General features: G+C 72.9%; 20 protein-coding genes and 1 riboswitch. Of the genes, 13 read left to right on the plus strand and 7 right to left on the minus strand.

Features of this window, described 5'->3' with window-relative positions:
* Positions 1-31: 31 nt before the first annotated feature.
* From HOY81_RS10085 to HOY81_RS10105, 5 genes are all read left to right on the plus strand, one after another.
* Entirely contained in the window at positions 32-1,768 is a 1,737-nt protein-coding gene (locus tag HOY81_RS10085; protein ID WP_237319930.1) for a hypothetical protein, read from the plus strand.
* Between the two features lie 133 nt (positions 1,769-1,901).
* On the plus strand, positions 1,902-2,492 hold the full coding sequence (locus HOY81_RS10090; protein ID WP_237319931.1) for an N-acetylmuramoyl-L-alanine amidase: 591 nt from the start codon (positions 1,902-1,904) through the stop codon (positions 2,490-2,492).
* Between the two features lie 37 nt (positions 2,493-2,529).
* Positions 2,530-3,423 (plus strand): 1-aminocyclopropane-1-carboxylate deaminase/D-cysteine desulfhydrase, encoded by an 894-nt coding sequence (locus tag HOY81_RS10095; RefSeq protein ID WP_237319932.1) that lies wholly within the window; start codon positions 2,530-2,532, stop codon positions 3,421-3,423.
* 489 nt (positions 3,424-3,912) lie between these two features.
* Positions 3,913-4,326 carry an anti-sigma regulatory factor gene (locus HOY81_RS10100; RefSeq protein WP_237319933.1) on the plus strand — a complete coding sequence of 138 codons (414 nt, stop codon included), beginning with the start codon at positions 3,913-3,915 and terminating at the stop codon, positions 4,324-4,326.
* The gene (locus HOY81_RS10105) at positions 4,323-5,297 is read left to right on the plus strand and encodes an RNA polymerase sigma factor SigF (RefSeq protein WP_237319934.1); all 975 of its coding nucleotides are present in this window, start codon (positions 4,323-4,325) and stop codon (positions 5,295-5,297) included. Before HOY81_RS10100 ends, HOY81_RS10105 begins: the two co-directional genes overlap by 4 nt.
* Positions 5,298-5,367: 70 nt before the next feature.
* Here the strand turns inward: HOY81_RS10105 and HOY81_RS10110 are convergent, their stop codons facing one another.
* Positions 5,368-5,781, minus strand: a complete 414-nt coding sequence (locus HOY81_RS10110; RefSeq protein ID WP_237319935.1) for a hypothetical protein — start codon at positions 5,779-5,781, stop codon at positions 5,368-5,370.
* Positions 5,782-5,842: 61 nt separating this feature from the next.
* Here HOY81_RS10110 and HOY81_RS10115 point away from each other — a divergent pair, with 61 nt between their 5' ends.
* Positions 5,843-6,811, plus strand: a complete 969-nt coding sequence (locus tag HOY81_RS10115) for a diacylglycerol kinase family protein (RefSeq protein ID WP_237319936.1) — start codon at positions 5,843-5,845, stop codon at positions 6,809-6,811.
* A 317-nt stretch (positions 6,812-7,128) separates the two neighbouring features.
* The gene (locus tag HOY81_RS10120; RefSeq protein WP_237319937.1) at positions 7,129-7,392 is read left to right on the plus strand and encodes a WhiB family transcriptional regulator; all 264 of its coding nucleotides are present in this window, start codon (positions 7,129-7,131) and stop codon (positions 7,390-7,392) included.
* A gap of 165 nt (positions 7,393-7,557) precedes the next feature.
* Here the strand turns inward: HOY81_RS10120 and HOY81_RS10125 are convergent, their stop codons facing one another.
* The 6 genes from HOY81_RS10125 to HOY81_RS10150 all read right to left on the minus strand — a co-directional run bounded on the left by HOY81_RS10125 (position 7,558) and on the right by HOY81_RS10150 (position 15,597).
* Positions 7,558-9,033 (minus strand): PAS domain-containing sensor histidine kinase, encoded by a 1,476-nt coding sequence (locus HOY81_RS10125; protein WP_237319984.1) that lies wholly within the window; start codon positions 9,031-9,033, stop codon positions 7,558-7,560.
* A gap of 527 nt (positions 9,034-9,560) precedes the next feature.
* Complete coding sequence (locus HOY81_RS10130) at positions 9,561-10,634, minus strand: SIS domain-containing protein (protein WP_237319938.1); 1,074 nt, start codon at positions 10,632-10,634, stop codon at positions 9,561-9,563.
* Positions 10,635-10,678: 44 nt separating this feature from the next.
* Positions 10,679-12,292: a glycoside hydrolase family 3 protein gene (locus HOY81_RS10135; RefSeq protein ID WP_237319939.1), complete on the minus strand. Its 1,614-nt coding sequence runs from the start codon at positions 12,290-12,292 to the stop codon at positions 10,679-10,681.
* A gap of 20 nt (positions 12,293-12,312) precedes the next feature.
* On the minus strand, positions 12,313-13,149 hold the full coding sequence (locus HOY81_RS10140) for a carbohydrate ABC transporter permease (protein ID WP_237319985.1): 837 nt from the start codon (positions 13,147-13,149) through the stop codon (positions 12,313-12,315).
* Positions 13,150-13,175: 26 nt separating this feature from the next.
* Positions 13,176-14,165, minus strand: a complete 990-nt coding sequence (locus HOY81_RS10145; protein WP_237319940.1) for a carbohydrate ABC transporter permease — start codon at positions 14,163-14,165, stop codon at positions 13,176-13,178.
* A 154-nt stretch (positions 14,166-14,319) separates the two neighbouring features.
* Positions 14,320-15,597, minus strand: coding sequence for an extracellular solute-binding protein (locus HOY81_RS10150; RefSeq protein WP_237319941.1), 1,278 nt, complete (start codon positions 15,595-15,597; stop codon positions 14,320-14,322).
* 241 nt (positions 15,598-15,838) lie between these two features.
* On the opposite strand from HOY81_RS10150, the gene HOY81_RS10155 reads away from it, so the two are divergent.
* The 6 genes from HOY81_RS10155 (at position 15,839) to HOY81_RS10180 (ending at position 23,213) form a co-directional block, all read left to right on the plus strand.
* Positions 15,839-16,726, plus strand: a complete 888-nt coding sequence (locus HOY81_RS10155; RefSeq protein ID WP_237319942.1) for a GntR family transcriptional regulator — start codon at positions 15,839-15,841, stop codon at positions 16,724-16,726.
* A gap of 164 nt (positions 16,727-16,890) precedes the next feature.
* Complete coding sequence (locus HOY81_RS10160; RefSeq protein WP_237319943.1) at positions 16,891-17,160, plus strand: DUF3311 domain-containing protein; 270 nt, start codon at positions 16,891-16,893, stop codon at positions 17,158-17,160.
* Entirely contained in the window at positions 17,157-18,758 is a 1,602-nt protein-coding gene (gene mctP / locus HOY81_RS10165; RefSeq protein ID WP_237319944.1) for a monocarboxylate uptake permease MctP, read from the plus strand. Before HOY81_RS10160 ends, mctP begins: the two co-directional genes overlap by 4 nt.
* A gap of 124 nt (positions 18,759-18,882) precedes the next feature.
* A complete protein-coding gene (locus HOY81_RS10170; RefSeq protein WP_237319945.1) occupies positions 18,883-19,398 on the plus strand; it encodes a GNAT family N-acetyltransferase in 516 nt (171 codons plus the stop codon).
* Between the two features lie 58 nt (positions 19,399-19,456).
* Positions 19,457-19,603, plus strand: a riboswitch (cobalamin riboswitch).
* A 113-nt stretch (positions 19,604-19,716) separates the two neighbouring features.
* Positions 19,717-22,173: a ribonucleoside-diphosphate reductase subunit alpha gene (locus HOY81_RS10175; protein ID WP_237319946.1), complete on the plus strand. Its 2,457-nt coding sequence runs from the start codon at positions 19,717-19,719 to the stop codon at positions 22,171-22,173.
* Positions 22,164-23,213 carry a ribonucleotide-diphosphate reductase subunit beta gene (locus HOY81_RS10180; protein ID WP_237319947.1) on the plus strand — a complete coding sequence of 350 codons (1,050 nt, stop codon included), beginning with the start codon at positions 22,164-22,166 and terminating at the stop codon, positions 23,211-23,213. Before HOY81_RS10175 ends, HOY81_RS10180 begins: the two co-directional genes overlap by 10 nt.
* Positions 23,214-23,216: the final 3 nt, after the last annotated feature.

Raw genomic sequence — 23,216 nt, forward strand, 5'->3', positions numbered from 1 at the left:
GCACGACGGGTCCCGGGGACGGTGGGTGTCCATGCCCGCGACTGACCGCTCCCGCACGCCCAACGACGCGCTGCGCGCGCTGCTGGCGGAGTCCGGCTGGACCCAGGCGGCGTTCGCCCATCGCCTCGCCCTGCTCGGCGCCGAGGAGGGCTTACCCCTGCGCTACGACCGCACCTCGGTGGCGCACTGGCTGCGCGGCAGCCGGCCGGCGCCCGCCGTGCAGCGGCTGATGGCCGAGGCGCTGAGCCGGCGCCTCGGCCGACCGGTCCCGGTCTCCGCGCTGGGCATGGCGGGCCGGGGCGGGCCCGGCCGGCGGGCCCACGGGGCCCGCCCCGGCCCCGTGCCCTGCCCGGCAGCCGAGGCCGACGCGCCCCGCGCGGCGGACCCGCCCGGCACAGCGGACACGGAGTCCCCGGCGGGCCGGCGGCCGCGCACGGCGGCCCCCGCAGACCCGCCCCACCGGGCGGACGAGACCGGCGCGGAGGCGACCGGCACCACGGACGCGGCCGGCACGGCACGCACGGGCCGGGCGGCACGGGCGGCGGGCACGGCAGGCGCGGCGCCCGCCCGCCCTGGGACCGCGACCCCCGGGACACAGACCCCGGACGCGGACCCCGGCCGGGCGCCCGGACGCCCGCACGGGTCCCGCTGCGGGTGTGAACCCGCGCCCCGGGCGGCCGGGCCCGGCCCGCGGACGGCCGCCCTCGGAGCGGCGGGCCGTGCGGGCACCCCCCTGCCGCGGAGCCCCTACGGCGCGCCCGGCGCCCCGGCACCGGACGCCCCCCTGGCGGCCCTGGCCCGGCTCGCCGCGAGCGTCCCCGGCCCACTCCCGGCCGCCGGCTCCCCCTCCCCGCACCACGCGGGCGTCGCCGCGGACGCCGCCTCCGTCCGCGAGCATCTGCAGCGGTTCACCGAACAGGCCGACCGGCACGGCGGCGGCCCCGTACGGGCGCCGCTGGCCGCGTACGTCGCGGGGCTGACCCGGCGGCTGCGCACCGGTCCCGCCGGGCGGCGGCACCGGGAACTCCTCGTCGGGGCCGCCCGGCTGAGCTGTCTGCTCGCCCGGGTGTACGCGGACGAGCAGCGGCACGGGCTGGCCCGGCGCGCCTTCCTCACCGCCGACGGGCTCGCCCGGGAGGCGGGGGACGCGGAGGGCGTGGCGCTGGCCCGCCGGGCCCTCAGCTCCCAGGCGCACCAGCTCGGCCGGCTGCGGTACAGCGCCGAGCTGGCCCGCGCGGCCTGCGCCGCCGCGCCCGCCGGCACCGAGCCGTCGGCCCGCGCCTTCCTCTACGCGGGGCTGGCCGTCGCGGAGGCCCCGGTGGCCGGGCGGCGGGCGGCGCTGGACGCGCTCGCCCGGGCCGAGCGGGAGCTGGCCCGGGCGGACGCGCTGGGCGGGGAACCGGTCGGCGGCTATCCCGACGCCGCCCTCCGCTACCAGGCCGGCCTGGTGCGGGCGCAGCTCGGGGACCGCTCCGGCGCCGTGACGGAGCTGCGCTCCTCGCTCCGCGCGCGGCCGGTGACGGAGCGCCGTGCCCGGGCGCTGAGCCATGCGGAGCTGGCGGAGGTGCTGCTCTCCGCGGGCCGGCTGGACGAGGCGTGCGCCGCCTGGCGCGTCTTCCTGGAGGAGTGCTCGCTGGTGCGGTCGGGGCGCGCCCGGCACGCCCGTGCGCGGATGGCGACGCTGGTGCGCCCGTACCGGCGCGAGCCCCGGGTGCGAGCGCTGCTGGTGCGTTCGGGCGCCGTGGTTCCCGCAGTTCCGGAGCGATAGCGGGCGCGCGGACCGGGCATCACCCGACGAGCGGGCGTACGGAGCGGCCGGACGGAGCGGCCGCCCGCACCGGCCGTGCCGACACCGACCACCGACCACCGACCACCGACCGGGGACTTCGGGGACCGACACCATGGCCACACCCATCACCGCGAGCGCGCTGGTCTCGGCGCTGGAGCAGGAGGACCTGCGAGTCGAGCAGGTGCGCGACTGGCGGGAGCACAACCGCAACCACAAGGGCGACTGGGGCCCGGTGCACGGCGTGATGCTTCACCACACCGTGACCGAGGGCGCCGAGCGCACGGTGGAACTCTGCTACGAGGGCCGCGCCGGGCTGCCCGGCCCGCTCTGCCACGTGGTGATCACCAAGGACGGCCGGGTGCACCTCGTCGGGCACGGGCGTGCCAACCACGCCGGCCGGGGCGACGGGGACGTGCTCCGCGCCGTGATCGCCGAGCGCGACCTCCCCTCGCCGGGTGCGCAGGACACCGACGGGAACGCCCACTTCTACGGCCTGGAGTGCGAGAACCTGGGCGACGGCTCGGACCCGTGGCCGAAGGTCCAGCTGGAGGCGGTCGAGCGGACCGCGGCGGCCCTCTGCCGGCACCACGGCTGGGGTGCCGCCTCCGTCATCGGGCACAAGGAGTGGACGGACCTCAAGTCCGACCCGCGCGGCTTCTCGCCGGCCGGCATGCGGGAGCGGATAGCCGCGCGCCTGGGGTGACCCGCCCCGGGCGCGCGGCCCGCGGGACAATCGGAGCGTGACCGCACCGCTGCCCGCCCTCGCCCCGCGCCTGCCCTCGCCGCTGACCGAGGTGGCCGACGAGCGGTTCGCGCGACGGGGCGTACGGCTGCTGCTGAAGCGAGACGACCTGATCCACCCGGAGCTGCCCGGCAACAAGTGGCGCAAGCTGACGCCCAACCTCCGGGCGGCCCTGGAGGGCGGCCACCGCACGCTGCTCACCTTCGGCGGCGCCTGGTCCCACCATCTGCGGGCCATGGCGGCCGCCGGGCGGCTGCTGGGACTGGCCACGGTCGGCGTGGTGCGCGGCGACGAGCTGGCGGACCGGCCGCTGAACCCCTCGCTGGCGGGGTGTGCCGCGGACGGCATGCGGCTGCACTTCGTCTCCCGGGCGGAGTACCGGCGGCGGCACGAGCCGGCCTGGGTGGCCGGGCTGCACGAGCGGTTCGGCGCGTTCCTGGCGCTGCCGGAGGGCGGCAGCAACGCGGCGGCCGTACGCGGCTGCGCCGAGCTGGGCCGCGAGCTGCGGGGCCGTACCGACGTGGCGGCCGTGGCCTGCGGCACCGGTGGCACGCTGGCCGGCCTGGCCGCCGGGCTGGCGGGTACCCCGGCGCGAGCGCTCGGGGTGCCCGTGCTGCGCGGCGGCTTCCTGGGCCGGGAGGTGGCCCGCCTCCAGCGGGAGGCGTACGGCCGGGAGCGGGGCCGCTGGTCGCTGGACGAGCGCTTCCACGGCGGCGGATACGCCCGGGTCTCCCCGGAGCTGGCGGAGTTCGCCGAGGACTTCGCGGCCCGGCACGGCCTGCCTCCGCTGGACCGCGTCTATGTGGCGAAGCTGCTGCACGGACTGACCGTGCTGGCGGCGGAGGGCGCCTTCGCGGCGGGCAGCAGGGTGACCGCGGTGGTGACGGCCTGAGCCGGCCGGCGGACAGGGAGCGACCAGAGAGGCGGACACGAAACGTGACACGGGTGATTCCGCTCCGTGTTTTCCGGGAACGTCTCTTGGTGGCGGAACGTTCACCCTGTGTGGTGGAGCGCGACGGGAGACTGCGGGAAAACAGCGGGAAAACGGCGGGAAACGCAGCACGGGCCACATCCGGTGAGGTTTTCGCCAACGCAGCGTCATCATCCTGGATTTGACCGCCCCGACCCCTAGCCACAGACAGTGGCTATGTGTTTACTATGGGTGACAGGATCCGGGTGTGGGGGACGGCGTCGCGCAGCGTCGTCTCAAGATTCGTGCAGGCGACATCCGGACACGGATCGCGATAGCGTCGCAGTCGAAACATCGAGCGCGTCGAGCGACGGTTCCGCAGGCCACCCGGCACGGGTGACCGGCGGCTCCGGGGCCGGCGCACCGACCAGCCACCGAGCCTAACCGGCTTGCGCCACCTTGGAGGTGAGGGTGTCCCAGATCGCAGGCGAGCCCGGAGACAAGGACTTCGTCGAGGTCCGGCTGCCCGCTGCGGGTGCCTACCTGTCCGTGCTGCGTACGGCCACCGCCGGGCTGGCGGCCCGCTTGGACTTCACCCTGGACGAGATCGAGGACCTGCGGATCGCCGTCGACGAGGCCTGCGCGATCCTGCTCCAGCAGGCCGTGCCCGGTTCCGTGCTGAGCTGCGTCTTCGAGCTGATCGGCGAGTCGCTCCGGGTCACGGTCTCGGCGCCCACCACGGACGGCCGCGCGCCGGAGCGCGACACCTTCGCCTGGACGGTGCTCTCCGCCCTCGCCGGCGAGGTGGCCTCCGCGGTCTCCGAGGACCGCACGGTCAGCATCAGTCTGCGCAAGCAGCGCGGTTCGGGTCCGGAATCGTCGTGACCGAGCACGAGGCACGAGAAGCGTGGGCGGCCGGCTGGGAGACCGCCGGCCCCGGCATTCCCGAGCAGCAGGCTCGGCCGCACCCGGCCGACGGCGGGAGTCAGCGAGCGGAGCGGGCGGACGCGATGGAGCAGCAGCGGCACGAGACCGAGCAGGGCCACGCCCCGGGCGGCGGAAACGGGCACGGCGGGTCGCGGCCCGCACCGCACCCGGACCCGCAGGACCGGAGCGGCGCACGGGCCCTCTTCGTGCGCCTGCGTACGCTCCCGCCCGACGCCCCGGAGCGCGCCGCCCTCCGCGACCACCTGGTCCGGATGCATCTGCCCCTCGTCGAGCACCTGGCCCGGCGCTTCCGGAACCGCGGCGAGCCGCTGGACGACCTCACCCAGGTCGCCACCATCGGGCTGATCAAGTCCGTGGACCGCTTCGACCCCGACCGCGGGGTGGAGTTCTCCACCTATGCCACGCCCACCGTGGTGGGCGAGATCAAGCGGCACTTCCGTGACAAGGGCTGGGCGGTGCGCGTACCGCGCCGGCTCCAGGAACTGCGGATCTCCCTCACCTCGGCCACCGCCGAGCTCTCCCAGCAGCACGGCAGAGCGCCCACCGTGCACGAGCTGGCACAGCGTCTGTCGATCTCCGAGGAGGAGGTGCTGGAGGGCCTGGAGTCCGCGAACGCCTACAGCACCCTGTCGCTGGACGTGCCGGACACCGACGACGAGTCGCCCGCGGTCGCCGACACCCTGGGCGCGGAGGACGACGCCCTGGAGGGTGTGGAGTACCGCGAGTCGCTCAAGCCGCTGCTGGAGGAGTTGCCTCCGCGGGAGAAGAAGATCCTGCTGCTCCGGTTCTTCGGGAACATGACACAGTCCCAGATCGCTCAGGAGGTGGGCATCTCGCAGATGCACGTCTCCCGGCTGCTGGCCCGCACCCTCGCCCAGCTCCGCGACCGGCTGCTCGTGGAGGAGTGAGCACCACCTGCGTCCTCCTCCCCCGGCGGGCGGGGACGCCGGTGCGGCGGGGTGCCGGGGTCCGGGGGGTCTAGGCGTCCCGCGGACCGATGCCCAGGGCCTCGGTCGCGGTGGGGTTGACCAGGCAGCCCAGGACGGTGAGGGCGACGAGGCCGATCACCACCCCGCCCGCGGTCCACACGCCGCCGTTCTGCGCCATCTGCCAGCCGACCGGCAGCCCCAGCAACTGGACGATCATCGCCGGCCCCCGGCTCCAGCGCCGCCGCAGCCACAGACCGCGGGCGGCGGCCAGCGGCAGCGCGGCCAGTCCGAGCACGGTCAGCGCCATGGTGAGCGCCTGCACCAGCCCGTCCGGATCACCGGCGAAGACCAGCACCAGCGAGTAGAGCCCGAAGGCGGCGATCACCGTGCCCTCGAGCGCGGTCAGCACGGCCGCGGCGCCGAGGCGGGCCGGGCGGGGGCGGTTCCGGGCGTCGTCATGCACCCCAGCAGGGTAGCCCGGACCGGACTGTGCCCCGCCCCGGACCGTATGTACGCTGCACGCTATGCGCGCACTCCTCGTCGTCAATCCGGCCGCCACCACCACCAGCGCGCGGACCCGTGACGTGCTCACGCACGCCCTCGCCAGCGATCTGAAGCTGGAGGTCGCCACCACGGAGCGCCGGGGACACGCCCGGGAGCTGGGGCGGCGGGCGGCCGACGACGGCGAGACGGAGCTGGTGATCGTGCTGGGCGGGGACGGCACGCTGAACGAGGTGGTGAACGGGCTGCTGCACGCGGGCCCGGACCCGGAGCGGCTGCCACGGATAGCCGTGGTGCCGGGCGGCTCGACCAACGTCTTCGCGCGCGCCCTCGGCCTGCCCAACAACGCGGTGGAGGCGACGGGCGCCCTGCTGGACGCGCTGCACCGGGGCAGCGAGCGGGTGGTGGGTCTCGGCCGCGCGGAGGGGGTGCCGGGGACGGACGACGCGGGTGTGCCGCCGCGCTGGTTCACCTTCTGCGCCGGCTACGGCTTCGACGCCGGTGTGGTGGGCCGGGTCGAACACCACCGTGAACAGGGCAAGCGTTCGACCCACCCCCTGTACGTGCGGCAGGTGGTGCGCCAGTTCCTGCGGGAGCCGCACCGGCGGCGGGGCACCATCACCCTGGAGCGTCCGGGGCACGAGCCGGTGGAGGAGCTGGTGCTCTCCATAGTCTGCAACACCGCCCCGTGGACCTACCTCGGCAACCGGCCGGTCTACGCGGCGCCCCGCGCGTCCTTCGACACCGGCCTCGACCTGCTGGGTCTCTCGCGGCTGACCTCCGCCGCGGTGGGGCGGTACGCCACCCAGCTCCTCACCTCCTCGCCGGAGCGCGGACCGCACGGCAAGCATGTGGTCACGCTGCACGACGAGACGGACTTCACCTTGCATTCACAGGTTCCACTCCCTTTCCAGATGGACGGTGACCACCTGGGAGTGCGCTCCAGCGTGCACTTCACAGGCGTTCGGCGTGCACTGCGCGTGATTGTGTAAGCGGAAGGGCCGAAAGTCCTTTTACTCGAACGTTTAGACTGGCCTCCACCCCCTGGAAGTACGGCTGTGAGCCAGGCGACACCAAGGAATCAAAAAAAACTTTCCGGAAGGGGTTGTATCCGCCGCCGAGGTTTGCGAGTCTCTTCATGGCGATCGGGACGGCCCCGCCGGGGCTTCCCTTGAGAGCCCGAATCCTCCTCCTCAGCCCAGTGGGACCCGCATCACATCCCCGCGGAACCCCTTTTCTTGCGGAGGGATTCGTGAAAGCGTTCACATTCACAAGCAACGAGTCATTCACACGAGGAGAGGTAGCAGCCATGGACTGGCGTCACCGCGCCGTTTGCCGCGAGGAAGACCCCGAGCTGTTCTTCCCCATCGGCAACACCGGTCCTGCGCTGCTGCAGATCGAGGAAGCCAAGGCCGTCTGCCGCCGCTGCCCCGTGATGGAGCAGTGCCTGCAGTGGGCCCTGGAGTCCGGTCAGGACTCCGGTGTCTGGGGTGGCCTCAGCGAGGACGAGCGCCGCGCGATGAAGCGCCGCGCCGCCCGCAACCGGGCGCGGAACAACGCCGCAACCGCCTGACCCGCACCCCGCTGCCACCAGCTGCTATCCCGAACCGCAGCGCGCAGTGCCCAGATGCGCACCGCACCACCCGCATGAGCCCGGGCCCCGGAGCGTGACCTTCCGGTCACCTCCGGGGCCTCGCGCTTGTGCGGGGCCCCGGCGCCCGCCACGACCGGCCTCCGGTCAGGACTTCTCCGGCTCCACCGGCAGGTCCAGCACCACCCGGGTCCCCCGCTCCGCCGCCGGCACCATGGCGAAGGTGCCGCCCAACTCCCCCTCCACCAGGGTCCGTACGATCTGCAGCCCCAGGTTCCCCGCGCTGGACGCGTCGAAGTGCTCCGGCAGCCCCCGCCCGTCGTCCTGCACGGTGACCAGCAGCCGGCCGTCCTGTTGCGCCGCGCCGGAGCCGCGCACCGCGCCGACCTCCACCGTGCCCTGCCGCTCCGGCCCGAAGCCGTGTTCCAGGGCGTTCTGCAACAGCTCGGTGAGGACCATGGAGAGCGGGGTGGCGACCTCGGCGGTCAGGATGCCGAAGCGGCCCGTACGCCGGCCGGTCACCCGGCCGGGGGAGATCTCCGCGACCATCGCCAGCACCCGGTCGGCGATCTCGTCGAACTCCACCCGCTCGTCCAGGTTCTGGGAGAGCGTCTCGTGCACGATGGCGATCGAACCGACCCTGCGGACCGCCTCGTTCAGCGCCTCCCGGCCACGGTCGGAGTCCATCCGCCGGGCCTGCAGCCGCAGCAGCGCCGCGACGGTCTGGAGGTTGTTCTTCACCCGGTGGTGGATCTCCCGGATGGTGGCGTCCTTGGTGAGCAGCTCCCGCTCGCGGTGCCGCACCTCCGTGATGTCGCGCAGCAGCACGAGGGAGCCGATCCGCACCCCCTTGGGCTTCAGCGGGATCGCGCGGAGCTGCACCACGCAGTCGTTGCCCTCGACCTCGGCGGCGCGCGGCGCCCAGCCGCTGGCCAGCTTGACCATGGCCTCGTCCACCGGGCCGCGGGCCGGGGCGAGTTCGGTGGTCGCCTCGCCGAGGTGCAGGCCGACCAGGTCGGCGGCGAGGCCGAGCCGGTGGTAGGCGGAGAGCGCATTGGGGCTGGCGTACTGCACCACGCCGTCGGCGTCCAGCCGGATCAGGCCGTCGCCGACGCGCGGCGAGACGTCCATCTCCCCCTGCTGGCCGGGGAACGGGAAGGCGCCGGCGGCGATCATCTGGGCCAGGTCGGAGGCGCTCTGCAGATAGGTCAGCTCCAGCCGGCTGGGGGTCCGCACCGTCAGCAGGTTGGTGTTGCGGGCGATGACGCCCAGCACCCGGCCGTTCCGGCGCACCGGGATGGACTCCACCCGCACCGGCACCTCCTCGCGCCACTCCGGGTCGCCCTCGCGCACGATGCGGCCCTCGTCCAGCGCGGCGTCCAGCAGCGGGCGGCGGCCGCGCGGGACCAGGTGCCCGACCATGTCGTCCTGGTAGGAGGTGGGCCCGGTGTTGGGCCGCATCTGCGCCACCGAGACATAGCGGCTGCCGTCCTGGGTGGGCACCCAGAGCACGAGGTCGGCGAAGGAGAGGTCGGAGAGGAGTTGCCACTCGGACACCAGCAGGTGCAGCCACTCGAGGTCGGCGTCCCCGAGGGCGGTGTGCTGGCGCACGAGGTCGTTCATGGAGGGCACGGCACCGAGCCTACCGCCGGGCGGGACGGCGCCCCGCGGGGCGTACGACGGGCGCGGCGGGTGCGCCGGTGTACGGCTGCGCGCTCCGGCGGACACGGGTGCCGCGGAAATCCCGCCCACCCCATGGACAGCCGGGAAAGGTCTAGTCCACAATGACCGGGTAAGGTGACGTCGCACAGACTTCTGCCCTCTCCGCACAAGAGGGCGGAACGAGACTCACGGCGCTCTCTGCCCTGACGGCGCCGGGGTCTTGGAGCTCCGGGCTGCGGTACCGGACGGGTTGAGGGTCCCGTCCCGGTGCCGCGGCCCGAAGTGCTTTCCGGGCCCGGCCGCGCTCCGGCCGCCCGGTGCCCGCCCGTTCCGCGTACCGTGCCGGCGCCGCGGCCCGTCCGTGCCGGCGCCGCATCCCGTTCCGGGCCCCCGGGCCACCCCCGGAGCCCCGCCGCTCCCGCCGTACGGCGTGCGAGGGGGCCGTACGGAGCGTCTCCGCACGGCCCCCGGGGTCCCGGTGCCCGGGCTCAGCGGGTCTCGGTGACCTTCGCCAGGGCGCGCGGTGCGTCGGGGTCCTGACCGCGGGCGATGGTCACCTCGTAGGCGAGCATCTGCAGCGGGATGATCTCCAGGATGGGCTGGAGCTCCTCCGGCAGACCCCCGGTGGGCAGCACGAAGCCCGCGGAGGCCGCCGCCACCTGCGGCTCCGGGCCGATCACCACCAGGTCCGCGCCGCGGTCCCGCAGCCGGTCCAGCACCGGCTGCAGCGCCTCGCCGCCCTTGCCGTCGGTGACCACCGCGATGACCGGCGAGACGTTGTCCACCATGGCCAGCGGGCCGTGCAGCAGGTCCGCCCCGGAGTAGGAGAGCGCCGGTATGTAGCTGGTCTCCATCAGCTTCAGCGCCGCCTCCTTGGCGGTCGGGTAGCCGTAGCCGCGGGAGGTGATCACCATGCGCTCGGCGAACCGGTACCGCCCGGCCAGCGCCCGCACCTCGTCCTGCCGGGCGAGCACGGACTCGGCCAGCTCCGGCAGCGCCCCGGCGGCCCGCGCCCCCTCGCCGCCTCGCATGCCGTCCACCAGCAGGTAGAGCGCGAGCAGCTCGGCGGTGTAGGTCTTGGTCGCCGGCAACGCCTCCTCCGGCCCGGCCAGCACGTCGATGTGGAACTCGCTCACCTCGGCCAGCGGCGAGCCGGCGTTGTTGGTGACCGCCAGGGTGATCGCCCCGGCCTCGCGGGCCGCCCGGGTGGAGGCCACCAGGTCGGGCGAGCCGCCGGACTGGCTGACGGTGATCACCAGGCAGTCCGACAGGTCCGCCGTCGCCCCGTAGGCGGTGGTGGTGGACATCGAGGTCAGGCCACAGGGCCTGCCGAGCAGGATCTCCAGCAGGTACTTCGCGTACAGCGCCGCGTTGTCCGAGGTGCCGCGCGCGGTCAGCAGCACGAAGCGGGGCCGCCGCGCCGCGATCTTCTCCGCGGTCTCCCGGATCGCGGGCGCGCCCTCCTCCAGGAGGCGGCGCAGGACGGCGGGCTGCTCGGCCATCTCACCGGCCATGATCCGTCCCGGCACGGGGAGCTGCGGGGACGGCGTCGGGGCGGACATGCGGGGTGCCTCCAGAGGGCTCGATGCTGTGCGGTCCGCGGGGATCAGGCTCCGGCCCCCTTGCCGGCGACGACCTCCGCGGCGGCCCGTCCGCAGACGCGGGCGGCGCCATGGGTGGCGATGTGCAGCGCTCCGGCCGGCGGCGCCTGGGGCACTCCCATCTCGACCACGACGGTGTCGGGGCGGGCCGTGAGCAGGGCTTCCAGCGCCTCGGCCATCCAGGTGTGGCGGTGGACGTCGCGGACCACCGCGACGATCCTACGATCCCCCGCGGCGCCGAGCACATCCGCGACCGGCGCGGACGCCGCGGTGCCGGGCTCCGGAGGCCCGTAGGCGGCGGTGGTGGTGCCGGGCAGCAGCCGCTCCAGCTCGGCGGCGAGACCCCAGGGCGTCTCGTCCCCGACGGCGATGTTGGCGCCGGCCGCGAAGGAGGCGACGAACGGCGGCCCGGTCGGCGGGCGGTACCCCCGACCGCCGGTCACCCGCAGTGCCCGGCGGGCGGCGACCAGGCCGACGGGCTCCGCCCCCACGGCGGTCCCGGCGCTCCCGCTCGCCGTCCCCGTTCCGGGGCCCGGTCCTCCCGGGGCCGAGGGACCAGGCGCGTTCCCCTCCTGCACCGTCGACGCGCCTGCGCCCCTCGCCCAGCGCGCCAGTGCGCGCACCCGTGCCGCGGCGTCGGCCAGCCGCTCCGCGGCCAGCTCGCCGTCGCGCACGGCCTTCAGCAGGGCGTCGCGGAGCCGCAGCACGGTGTCCTCGTCGTTCAGCCCGCCGCCCACGCAGATCGCGTCGGCGCCGGCGGCCAGCGCGAGCACGCTGCCGCGCTCCAGTCCGTAGGTGGCGGAGATGGCCTGCATCTCCATCCCGTCGGTGACGATCAGCCCGTCGTGCCCGAGCCCGCCCGCGCTGCGCGGGGCGCGCAGCAGCCCGGTGAGCGCGGCCGGGCTGAGCGTGCCCGGCAGGGCGTCGTCCAGTGCGGGCAGCAGGATGTGTGCGCTCATCACGCACTTGCTGCCGGCGGCCACGGCGGCGCGGAAGGGCACCAGCTCGCGGTCCCGCAGGGTCTCCAGGTCGGCGTCGATACGGGGCAGGGCGAGGTGCGAGTCGACCGCGGTGTCGCCGTGGCCGGGGAAGTGCTTGACGCAGGCGGCGACGCCCGCGGACTGCAGCCCCTCCACCCAGGCGACGGTGTGCCGGGCGACGAGCTGCGGGTCGTCGCCGAAGGACCGGACGCCGATGACCGGGTTGTCGGGGTTCGAGTTGACATCGGCGGACGGCGCCCAGTTCAGGTTCACCCCGCAGGCGGCGAGGCGGCAGCCCAGCTCGCGGGCGACGGCCCGGGTGAGCTCCGGGTCGTCGACCGCGCCGAGGGCCAGGTTCCCGGGGAACGAGGAGCCCGTGCGCGACTCCAGGCGGGTGACGTCGCCGCCCTCCTCGTCGATGGCGACGAGCACCTCGGGACGGACGGCGCGGAGTTCGGCGGTCAGCTCGGCCAGCTGACCGGGCGAGTCGATGTTCCGTCCGAAGAGCCCGACCGAGCACAGCCCCTCCTCGAGCTGCCGGAGCAGCCAGGACGGCGCGCTGGTCCCGGGAAAGCCGGGCTGCAGGACGGCGAGGGCGTCGCGGGTGAGGGCCCCGGTGTCGCGTACGAGGGTCGTCATGGACTGGTATCCCTTCGGGGTCAACCCTTCACGGCGCCGGCGCTGAGCCCGCCGACGGCGCGTCGCTGGAGGAAGAGGAAGAGCAGCAGCACGGGCACGGCGAAGAGCGAGGAGGCGGCCATGGTCGCCCCCCAGTCGTTGCCGAAGGCCGTCTGGAACTGGGTGAGCCAGAGCGGCAGGGTGTAGGCCTCGGACTCCTTGTTGAGCACCAGCACCATGGCGAACTCGTTCCACGCGGTGATGAACCCGAAGAGCGAGGTGGACATGAGCCCCGGGGCCAGCAGCGGGAAGATCACCCGGAAGAACGCCTGGGTGCGTCCGCAGCCGTCGATCAGCGCGGCCTCCTCCAGCTCCTTGGGCACGGCGGCGATGAAGCCGCGCAGGGTCCAGACGGTGAAGGGCAGGACCATCACGAAGTAGATGAGGGTGAGGGTCCCGATGCTGTTGAGCATCTCGGCGTCGCGGGCGATCAGGTACATCACGATGACCATCACCTCCCACGGCGCCATCTGGGCCATCATCACCGCGAGCACCAGGCCCTTGCGGCCGCGGAACCGCATGCGCACGATCGCGAAGCCGGCGGCCAGCGCCACGAGCAGGGCGAGCAGCACCGCGCCGACCGTGACGGTGAGGCTGTTCCGCACATAGGTCCAGAACAGCTCCACCTCGGTGGCCGTGCCGTAGTGCTCGAAGGTCGGGCTGAAGAGGAAGGTGGGCGTCTTGGTGAGGACCTGGGAGGCCGGCTTGAAGGACGTGGAGAACATCCAGTAGACGGGGAAGACGAAGACGACCGTGAGCACGAGCGCGACGGCGTTCGGCCAGATCCTGCCCAGCGTCTTGCGGCGCCGGGCACGCAGGGCGGCCCGGTCGGCGAGGGTGGTGCTCACTGCTCCTCCTCCTGCTTGAGGATCAGGCGGAAGTAGAAGGACATGGCGACCAGCAGAATGAGGATGGTCAGTACGGACGCGGCCGCGGCGGTGCCGAAGTTCATCTGGGCCATGCCCTCGATGTAGGCGAAGACCGGCAGGGTCTCGGACTCGCGGTCGGGCCCACCGCCGTTCAGCGCCACGATCTGGGCGAACGCCTTGAAGACCCAGATGATCTCCAGGAACGTGGTGATCAGGAAGAACGGCTTCATGATCGGGAGGATCACGGAGCGGAAGAGCCGCGCGTTGCCGGCGCCGTCCATCCGGGCGGCCTCGTAGAGCTCGGCGCTGATGGTGGTCAGCCCGGCGTAGAGGTTGAGCGCCACGAACGGGACCGAGGCCCAGACGATCAGCAGGGTGACGATGGCCAGCGTGGAGAAGCCGGTGCCGAACCAGTTGTGCTGCTCGTAGCCGGCGAAGCCGAGGCTGCGCATCACCCAGTTCATGACGCCGAACTGGGTGTCGAAGAGCCAGCGGAAGACGGTGGCGGAGGCGACGATCGGCATCGCCCAGGCCATCACCAAGGCGAGTGAGAGCACCAGCCGCATCGCCTTCCCCAGCCGGTTCAGCAGCAGGCCGACGAGAGTGCCCAGCACCATGATCAGGGTGACGTTGACACCCATGAAGACGAAGGTGCGCACCACGACGGTCCAGAAGGCGTCGTCGCTCAGCAGCTCGGTGTAGTTGGTGAAGCCGGTCCAGACCGTCTCCCGGGAGATCATCTCCGTGCGGCCGAGCTGCTGGAACGAGAGCACGATGTTCCGCACCAGCGGATAGCCCAGGAAGACCAGCAGCGAGACGGCTGCCGGGGCGATCAGCGCGTACGGCACCCACCCCTGGGGCAGCGAGCGCCGGGCCCGGGGGCCCGGACCGGCCGGCCGGGGCGCGGGCTTGTCGGGCGGCGGCTCCTGGACGGCGGGAGGCGCTCCCTCGGTGTGCACGGTCATGGTCTTCTTCCTCGCGGTGCGGGGCGAGCGGACTCGTGGGGGGGCGGCGCTCGGAGCGCGCTGGGGCGTACGGGCCGCGCGGCCCGGGGCCCGCCGGGCGGCCCGGGCCACGGGCGGGGCGCCCCGGCCGGGTCCGCCGGGGCGCCCGCGGGCGTCAGCTCTTGTTGATGCGCTCGGTGATCACCTTGTCGGCCTCCTCACCGGCCTGCTCCGGGTCCGCGCCCTTGAGCACCTTGGTCATGTACTCCTTGATCGGGTTCGGCTCCGTCTCGACGTTCGCCCAGCCCGGGGTCACCGGGGTGATCCGGCCCGCCTCGGCGGACTGCACCATGGCCGCGGCGAAGGAGCCCTCCTCCGGCTGCACCTGGGCGGCCTCGCTGTTCGGCAGCAGGCCGCCGCCGGTCTCCTCGGCGTACTTCTTCATCCATTTCGTGGAGGTGGCGAGCTTGAGCCACTCCTGCGCCAGCTCCTTGTTCCGGGAGCGCTCGGGGACGGCGAGGTTGGAGCCGCCGAAGAAGACGTGACCCGGCTGGTCCGCGGTCTTGCCCGGGATCGGGAAGTAGCCGAAGTCGGCCTTGCCGCCGGCCTCCTCGATCGCGGTGACGGCGCCGCTCGCCTCCCAGCCGAGACCGATCCAGGAGGCGACGTCGCCCTTCGGCACCACGTCGGTGGACTGCTGCGGGGTCGCCTCGTCGGTGTCCTTGGGGGCGGTGGAGAAGGACTGGAGCTTCTTGTAGAAGTTCATGGCCGCGGCGGCCTCCGGGGTGCCGAGTGTGCCCTTCCAGGAGTCGCCGTCCTCGGCCGCCAGCGTGCCGCCCTCGTCCCAGAGGAAGCCGGCGTAGACGTACCAGCTCTGACCGGGCAGGTAGATCGGCTGCTTGCCGGTCTCGTCCTTGATCTTCCGGAGGCCGTCGATCCACTCGTCACGGGTCTCGGGCGGCTCGACCCCGGCGTCCGCGTAGATGCTCTTGTCGTAGATCACCGCGCGGTTCGCCGCGTACCAGGGGGCGGCGTAGAGCTTGCCGTCCAGCTCCGCGGAGGAGACCATGCCCTTGTTCCACGCGTCGTAGCCGAGCTCGTCCTTCATCCCGGTGAGGTCGGCGAGGCCGCCGGTCACCGCGTAGCCGGCGGTCTGGGTGTTGCCGAGCTCCAGCACGTCGGGCGGGGAGTCCTCGGAGAGAGCGGTGGTGATCTTCTCCTGGATCCCGTTCCACTGCTGGACCTTCATCTCGACCTCGGCGCCCTCGTGCTGGGCTTCGAACTCCTTGTTGAGGGCCTTGGTCCAGGGGTCGGGGGCGGAACCGTCCATGACCCAGACGGTCAGCGTCTTCTTCCCCCCGTCGCCGGCGTCGGAGCCGTCGTCCGAGCCACAGGCCGCGACGCTGGTGACCATGGCCGCGACCCCCACGGCCGCTATGAGCTTGCGCCTCACGCCATCCTCCTCAAGGGGATGCGATGCTGCCTCCCCGGGTTAATGGTTTAGACCAGTGCCCGCAGCTTGGCCTAGACCTATAGGGGTGTCAACGGTGTATAAAGCTCGCTGTCGGTTCCGTTATCGGAACGACATCTGAGCTGGGACGCCCTCACCGCCCCGGCCCGTGCCACGATGTGAGCCGCTTACGTACACGGAGGAGCCGGTGACGGCAGCAGGACACGAGTCGGGAAGGCGTGCCATGGGGACCGACGGGGCCGCCGCCACGGCGGCCGGCAGGAACGCCGGGCAGGCCGCACGGGCCGGGCAGCCCGGGCACCCTGCACACGCAGCGCACGCCGGGCAGGCCGCGGAGCCCGCGGCCGGACCCACCGCTGCGCACGCGAACGCGAACGGCGGCAACGCCGGCGGCCGCACCGCCCGGGTGCCGAAGTACTACCGGCTGAAGCGGCACCTGCTGGAGATGACCGAGACCATGCCGCCCGGCACCCCTGTCCCGCCGGAACGCACGCTGGCCAGCGAGTTCGACACCTCCCGCACGACCGTGCGACAGGCCCTCCAGGAGCTGGTGGTCGAGGGCCGGCTGGAGCGCATCCAGGGCAAGGGCACCTTCGTCGCCAAGCCGAAGGTCTCCCAGGCGCTCCAGCTCACCTCCTACACCGAGGACATGCGCGCCCAGGGGCTGGAGCCGACCTCACAGCTCCTGGACATCGGCTACATCACGGCCGACGACCGGCTGGCCGGCCTGCTGGACATCCCGGCCGGCGGCCGCGTGCTGCGCATCGAACGGCTCCGGCTGGCCAGCGGTGAGCCGATGGCGATCGAGACCACGCACCTGTCGCAGAAGCGCTTCCCCGCCCTCCGCCGCAGCCTGGTGAAGTACTCCTCGCTCTACACGGCGCTCGCGGAGGTCTACGGCGTCCACCTGGCGGAGGCCGAGGAGACCATCGAGACCTCGCTGGCCACGCCCCGCGAGGCCGGGCTGCTCGCCACCGACGTCGGGCTGCCGATGCTGATGCTCTCCCGCCACTCCCTGGACACCGCCGGCGAGCCGGTGGAGTGGGTGCGCTCGGTCTACCGCGGGGACCGCTACAAGTTCGTGGCCAACCTGCGCCGGCCGGAGAGCTGACGGTCGGCTGACACCCCCCTGGCAGAGCGCTGACCGGTGGCTGTACGCCATGCCGTGTGGCCGGTCCGTTATGCGGCGGGGTAGTGACGCGGCCCCGGGACGGTGACTAGATTTCCTGCGCATCACGCAGGAGATCACTGAGCGCCAGGGACGGAGCACCAGCCATGTCACCACCTCAGGGAGCCCGGAGTGAGCCCGTGGTCACACCGTCACGTGTGATCGCCGGACTCTGCCTGTTCGCTCCGTTCGTCGCGATGCTGTGGGTCGGCTCGTACGACAGCGAGGAACCGAAGTTCATCGGCATCCCCTTCTTCTACTGGTACCAGATGCTCTGGGTGCCCATCGCGACCGCCCTGACCGGCACCGCGTACGTCCTGGTCCGGCGTGAGCAGGCACAGCGGCGCCGCCGCCACGAGGAAGGGGGCCGCTCGTGAACGAGGGCGTGAACGTCGTCGCACTCATCGTCTTCCTCTTCTTCTTCGGCGTCGTGACGGTGATGGGCTTCCTCGCCGCACGCTGGCGCAAGGCCGCCGACGCCCTCAACCTCGACGAATGGGGTCTGGGCGGACGGAGCTTCGGGACCTGGATCACCTGGTTCCTGCTCGGCGGCGACCTCTACACCGCGTACACCTTCGTCGCCGTGCCCGCGGCCATCTACGCGGCGGGGGCGGCCGGCTTCTTCGCGGTGCCGTACACCATCCTGGTGTATCCGCTGATCTTCACCTTCCTGCCGCGGCTCTGGTCCGTGTCGCACCGGCACGGCTACGTCACCACCTCGGACTTCGTGAAGGGCCGCTTCGGCTCCCGCGGGCTGTCCCTGGCGGTGGCGCTCACCGGCATCCTCGCCACCATGCCGTACATCGCGCTGCAGCTCGTCGGCATCCAGGCGGTGCTGGACGTGCTGGGCATCGGCGGCGGCGACTCGACCCACTGGTTCGTCAAGGACCTGCCGCTGCTGATCGCCTTCGGTGTGCTGGCGGCCTACACCTACTCCTCCGGGCTGCGCGCGCCGGCCCTGATCGCGTTCGTGAAGGACACGCTCATCTACATCGTGATCGCGGTCGCGATCGTCTACATCCCGATCGAGCTGGGCGGCTTCGACGACATCTTCTCCAGCGCCGAGGAGAAGTTCGCGGACACCGGCGGGTCGCTGATCACCGGCGCGGACGCGCACTGGGGCTACGCCACCCTGGCCCTCGGCTCCGCACTGGCGCTCTTCATGTACCCGCACGCCATCACCGCCACGCTGTCCAGCCGCAGCCGCGAGGTGATCCGGCGCAACACCACCATCCTGCCGCTGTACTCCCTGATGCTGGGCCTGCTCGCGCTGCTCGGCTTCATGGGCATCGCGGCCGGGATCGAGGTGGACAACGGGCAGCTCATCGTGCCGCAACTGTTCGAGAACATGTTCCCGGACTGGTTCACCGGCGTGGCCTTCGCGGCCATCGGCATCGGGGCCCTGGTGCCGGCGGCCATCATGTCGATCGCGGCCGCGAACCTCTTCACCCGCAACATCTACCGGGACTTCCTCAAGCCGGACGCCACGCCGGAGCAGGAGACCAAGGTCTCCAAGATCGCCTCGCTGCTGGTCAAGGTCGGTGCGCTGGCCTTCGTCCTCACCCTGGACAAGACCGCGGCGATCAACTTCCAGCTCCTCGGCGGCATCTGGATCGTGCAGACCATGCCGGCGCTGGTCGGCGGCCTGTTCACCCGGTGGTTCCACCGCTGGGCGCTGCTCGCCGGCTGGGCCGTGGGCATGCTCTACGGCACGGTGGCGGCGTACCACGTCTCCAGCCCGACCCAGGAGCACTTCGCCGGCAGCAGCGACACCATCCCGCTCATCGGGGAGATCGGCTACATCGGGCTCACCGCCTTCGTGCTCAACGCGGTGGTGACGGTGGCCCTCACCCTGGTGCTGCGGGCGATGAAGGCGCCCGACGGGCCGGACGAGACCCGGCCCTCCGACTACACCGCGGACGCGGGCGACCCCGACGTCCAGGAGGAGCTCCCCGCGCCCACCGGCGCGCACTGAGCCGCACCGCCGGCACCTCGCGCCGCTGCCCGCCGGGGCCGCTCCCGGCGGGCAGCGGCGCGTCCCGGCCCTCCGCACCCCACCGGCAGGCCCGCCTGTCGGTGGGGTGCTGCATGCTGGGGGCATGGACGTGACGATCAGGGCCGCGCGGGAGGACGAGTTCGAGGCCGTCGGCGAGTTGACGGCCGGCGCCTATCTGGACGACGGTCTGCTGACCTACGGCGCGGAGGACTCGTACCTCGCCGTGCTGCGGGACGTACGGCGCCGGGCGGAGCACGGTGAGATCCTCGTCGCCGTGGCCGCCGCGTCGGCGGACGTGGTCGGCACGGCGACGTTCGTGTGGGATGCCGGGGAGTTCGCGGACATCGCACAGCCGGGCGAGGGTGAGTTCCGCATGCTGGCGGTCCGCCGGGAGGGGCGCGGCCGTGGCGTGGGCGAGGCGCTGGTACGGGAATGTCTGGCGCGGGCGCGCGAGCGCGGGCTGCACCGGATGGTGCTCTCCAGCAGCCCCGAGATGACCACGGCGCACCGGCTCTACGGACGACTGGGTTTCACCCGTACCCCGGAGCGCGACTGGGAGCCGATCCCCGGACTGGCCCTGCTGACGTTCGCGCTCGACCTCACGGACGGGGACCGCTGACTCCGGGGCCAACCGTACCACCGACACAAGATGTTGGGGTGCTCGCACGCAGCGGCACAACATGTATGCTCGTGCTCGCCGTCGCCGCAGGGGAACCCGGTGCGAGTCCGGGGCTGTCCCGCAACGGTGTGCGGTGCGCCGTGCCGCCCGGGAGGGCGCCGACGCGCCGCGAGTCCGAGCACCTGCCGGCGGTTCGTACACGTCCGGGCCCCGTGGGATGGGCCGGCGGACGCGAGGTGACGCCTGCTCGACACCGGGCCGCCCTGCGCCGTCGCCCACCCCCGAAGGGCCGCGCCGAGCGAGGGAGAGCACCCCATCGTGACCATCGCACCCGAGGCCGCAGCCGTCCCGGCGCCCGATACCGCCCCTCCGGATGAGGCCGGCCTCCCTGCGGTGGAACGGCTGTTGGCGGAGCTGACCGCCGACCTGCCGACCACCGAAGCGGGCCGGGTCGCCGACGCCGTCCGGCTCGGGCGGAACCCCGGCTCCACCACCGCCGAGCTGCGTACACTCGCCGTCGAGTCCGCGGCCGGCCTGATCGGCGAGGAACCGGAGTACGGGCGGCTGGCCGCCCGGCTGCTGACCCGGACCATCCGGGAGGAGGCCGCGGGCCAGGGGGCCGGCTCCTTCTCCGCCTCCATCGCGGTCGGACAGCGCGAAGGTCTGATCGCGGACCACACCGCCGCGTTCGTCGCCGCGCACGCCGAGCGCCTGAACGCCCTGGTGGACGCCGCCGTGGCAGACGGCGCGGACGACCGGTTCGGGTACTTCGGGCTGCGTACGGTCGCATCGCGCTACCTGCTGCGGCACCCGGCGACACGCCGGGTGGTGGAGACGCCGCAGCACTTCCTGCTGCGCGTGGCCTGCGGACTCGCCCGCGACCGTGGCGAGCAGGCGGTGGACGAGATCGCGGAGCTGTACCGGCTCACCAGCTCGCTGGCCTACCTGCCCTCCTCTCCCACCCTGTTCAACTCCGGCACCCGGCATCCGCAGATGTCCTCCTGCTACCTGCTGGACTCCCCGCGCGACGAGCTGGACTCCCTGTACGAGCGCTACCACCAGATCGCCCGGCTCTCCAAGCACGCCGGCGGCATCGGCCTGTCCTGGTCACGCATCCGCGCACGCGGTTCGCTGATCCGCGGCACCAACGGGCACAGCAACGGCATCGTGCCGTTCCTGCGCACCCTGGACTCCTCGGTGGCCGCGGTGAACCAGGGCGGCCGGCGCAAGGGCGCGGCCTGCGTCTACCTGGAGACCTGGCACGCCGACCTCGAGGAGTTCCTGGAACTGCGGGACAACACCGGCGAGGAGGCGCGCCGCACGCACCACCTCAACCTCGCGCACTGGATCCCCGACGAGTTCATGCGCCGGGTGGAGGCGGACGCCGAGTGGTCGCTCTTCTCCCCCTCCGACGTCCCGGAGCTGGTGGACCTGTGGGGTGAGGAGTTCGACACCGTCTACCGCCGGGCCGAGGCCGAGGGCAGAGCGGTGAAGTCGGTCCCCGCACGGCAGCTCTACGCCCGGATGATGCGCACCCTGGCGCAGACCGGCAACGGCTGGATGACCTTCAAGGACGCGGCCAACCGCACCGCCAACCAGACGGCGGAGCCCGGCTCCGTCGTCCACTCCTCGAACCTCTGCACGGAGATCCTGGAGGTCACCGACGACAGCGAGACGGCGGTCTGCAACCTCGGCTCGGTCAACCTCGCCGCCCATCTCGGCGCGGACGGCCGGATGGACTGGGAGCGGCTGGACGCCACCGTGCGCACCGCGGTGACCTTCCTGGACCGGGTGGTCGACATCAACTACTACCCGACCGAGCAGGCCGCCGGCTCCAACTCCCGCTGGCGTCCCGTCGGCCTGGGCGTGATGGGCCTCCAGGACGTCTTCTTCCGGCTGCGGCTGCCCTTCGACTCCGCCGAGGCCCGCGAACTGTCCACCCGGATCGCCGAACGGATCATGCTGGCCGCGTACGAGACCTCCGCGGCGCTGGCCGAGCGGCACGGCCCGCTGCCCGCCTGGGAGGCGACCCGGGCGGCCCGCGGTGTGCTCCACCCCGACCACTACCCCGGTGCCGCACACGCCTGGCCGGAGCGGTGGGCGGCGCTGCGGGAGCGGGTCGCCGCCACCGGCATGCGGAACGCCCTGCTGCTGGCCGTGGCGCCGACGGCCACCATCGCGGCCATCGCGGGGGTCTACGAGTGCATCGAGCCGCAGGTGTCCAACCTCTTCAAGCGGGAGACGCTGAGCGGGGAGTTCCTCCAGGTCAACGCCTATCTCGTGGCCGAGCTGAAGCGACTCGGGCGGTGGGACGAGACCACCCGGGAGGCGCTGCGCGAGGGGAACGGCTCGGTGCAGGAGCTGCCGGGCCTCCCGGAGGACGTCCGCGCCCTCTACCGCACCGCCTGGGAGCTTCCGCAGCGGGCACTGATCGACATGGCCGCGGCCCGCACGCCGTATCTGGACCAGAGCCAGTCGCTCAACCTCTTCATGGCCTCCCCCACCATCGGCAAGCTCAGTTCGATGTACGCGTACGCCTGGCGGCGCGGCCTGAAGACCACCTACTACCTGCGGTCCCGGCCGGCCACCCGGATCGCGCGCGCCGCGGGCGCCCCCGTGCCCGCCGCCCGCCCGGACCGCGGCCCCGCCGGAGGAACCGGCGCCCCGGACGAGGCCGCGGGCGCCACCGCCGGGCACGGGACGGAGTCCGCCGCCCCGGACGAGGCCGCCGCCTGCTCCCTGGAGAACCCCGAGACCTGCGAGGCATGCCAGTGACCACCTCCGCCGCCGCGCACACCGCCGGCACCGGCACCGCGAAGAACCTGCTGGACCCGGGATTCGAGCTCACCCTCCGCCCGATGCGCTACCCGGACTTCTACGACCGCTACCGGGACGCGATCAAGAACACCTGGACCGTGGAGGAGGTCGACCTTCACTCGGACGTGTCCGACCTGGCCGCGCTCTCCCCCGGCGAACAGCACATGATCAGCCGCCTGGTCGCCTTCTTCGCCACCGGGGACTCCATCGTGGCGAACAACCTGGTGCTGACCCTGTACAAGCACATCAACTCGCCGGAGGCCCGGCTCTACCTCTCGCGGCAGCTCTTCGAGGAGGCCGTGCACGTCCAGTTCTATCTGACGCTGCTCGACACCTACCTGCCCGACCCGGACGAGCGGGCGAAGGCGTTCGCCGCGGTGGAGAACATCCCCTCCATCCGGGAGAAGGCGCAGTTCTGCTTCCGCTGGATGGATCAGGTGGAGGAGATCGACCGGCTGGAGACCCGGGCCGACCGGCGGCACTTCCTGCTCAACCTGATCTGCTTCGCCGCCTGCATCGAGGGGCTGTTCTTCTACGGCGCCTTCGCCTACGTCTACTGGTTCCGCTCCCGCGGCCTGCTGCACGGACTGGCCACGGGGACCAACTGGGTCTTCCGCGACGAGTCGATGCACATGTCCTTCGCCTTCGACGTGGTGGACACCGTGCGGCAGGAGGAGCCGGAGCTCTTCGACGCCGAGCTGGAGCAGCAGGTCACCACGATGCTGGAGGAGGCCGTGGAGGCCGAGCTCCAGTTCGCCCGCGACCTGTGCGGCGACGGCCTGCCGGGGATGAACACCGGCTCGATGCGGGAGTACCTGGAGGCGGTGGCCGACCAGCGGCTGACCCGGCTGGGCTTCCCGGCGCGCTACGGCTCGCGGAACCCGTTCTCCTTCATGGAGCTGCAGAACGTCCAGGAGCTGACGAACTTCTTCGAGCGGCGGGCCTCCGCGTACCAGGTCGCCGTGGAGGGGTCCGTCTCCCTCGACGACGACTTCTGACCG

Source organism: Streptomyces sp. JJ36 (assembly GCF_021696945.1).
Lineage (GTDB): Bacteria > Actinomycetota > Actinomycetes > Streptomycetales > Streptomycetaceae > Streptomyces.

Excerpts from the sequence above, each read along its gene's own strand:
- HOY81_RS10130 (WP_237319938.1), bottom strand. The coding sequence starts at position 10,634 with ATGTCCGCCCCGACGCCGTCCCCGCAGCTCCCCGTGCCGGGACGGATC.
- HOY81_RS10125 (WP_237319984.1), bottom strand. The coding sequence starts at position 9,033 with ATGAACGACCTCGTGCGCCAGCACACCGCCCTCGGGGACGCCGACCTC.
- HOY81_RS10120 (WP_237319937.1), top strand. The coding sequence starts at position 7,129 with ATGGACTGGCGTCACCGCGCCGTTTGCCGCGAGGAAGACCCCGAGCTG.
- HOY81_RS10155 (WP_237319942.1), top strand. The coding sequence starts at position 15,839 with ATGGGGACCGACGGGGCCGCCGCCACGGCGGCCGGCAGGAACGCCGGG.
- HOY81_RS10115 (WP_237319936.1), top strand. The coding sequence starts at position 5,843 with ATGCGCGCACTCCTCGTCGTCAATCCGGCCGCCACCACCACCAGCGCG.
- HOY81_RS10170 (WP_237319945.1), top strand. The coding sequence starts at position 18,883 with ATGGACGTGACGATCAGGGCCGCGCGGGAGGACGAGTTCGAGGCCGTC.
- HOY81_RS10180 (WP_237319947.1), top strand. The coding sequence starts at position 22,164 with ATGCCAGTGACCACCTCCGCCGCCGCGCACACCGCCGGCACCGGCACC.
- HOY81_RS10085 (WP_237319930.1), top strand. The coding sequence starts at position 32 with ATGCCCGCGACTGACCGCTCCCGCACGCCCAACGACGCGCTGCGCGCG.
- HOY81_RS10145 (WP_237319940.1), bottom strand. The coding sequence starts at position 14,165 with ATGACCGTGCACACCGAGGGAGCGCCTCCCGCCGTCCAGGAGCCGCCG.
- HOY81_RS10135 (WP_237319939.1), bottom strand. The coding sequence starts at position 12,292 with ATGACGACCCTCGTACGCGACACCGGGGCCCTCACCCGCGACGCCCTC.
- HOY81_RS10160 (WP_237319943.1), top strand. The coding sequence starts at position 16,891 with ATGTCACCACCTCAGGGAGCCCGGAGTGAGCCCGTGGTCACACCGTCA.
- HOY81_RS10090 (WP_237319931.1), top strand. The coding sequence starts at position 1,902 with ATGGCCACACCCATCACCGCGAGCGCGCTGGTCTCGGCGCTGGAGCAG.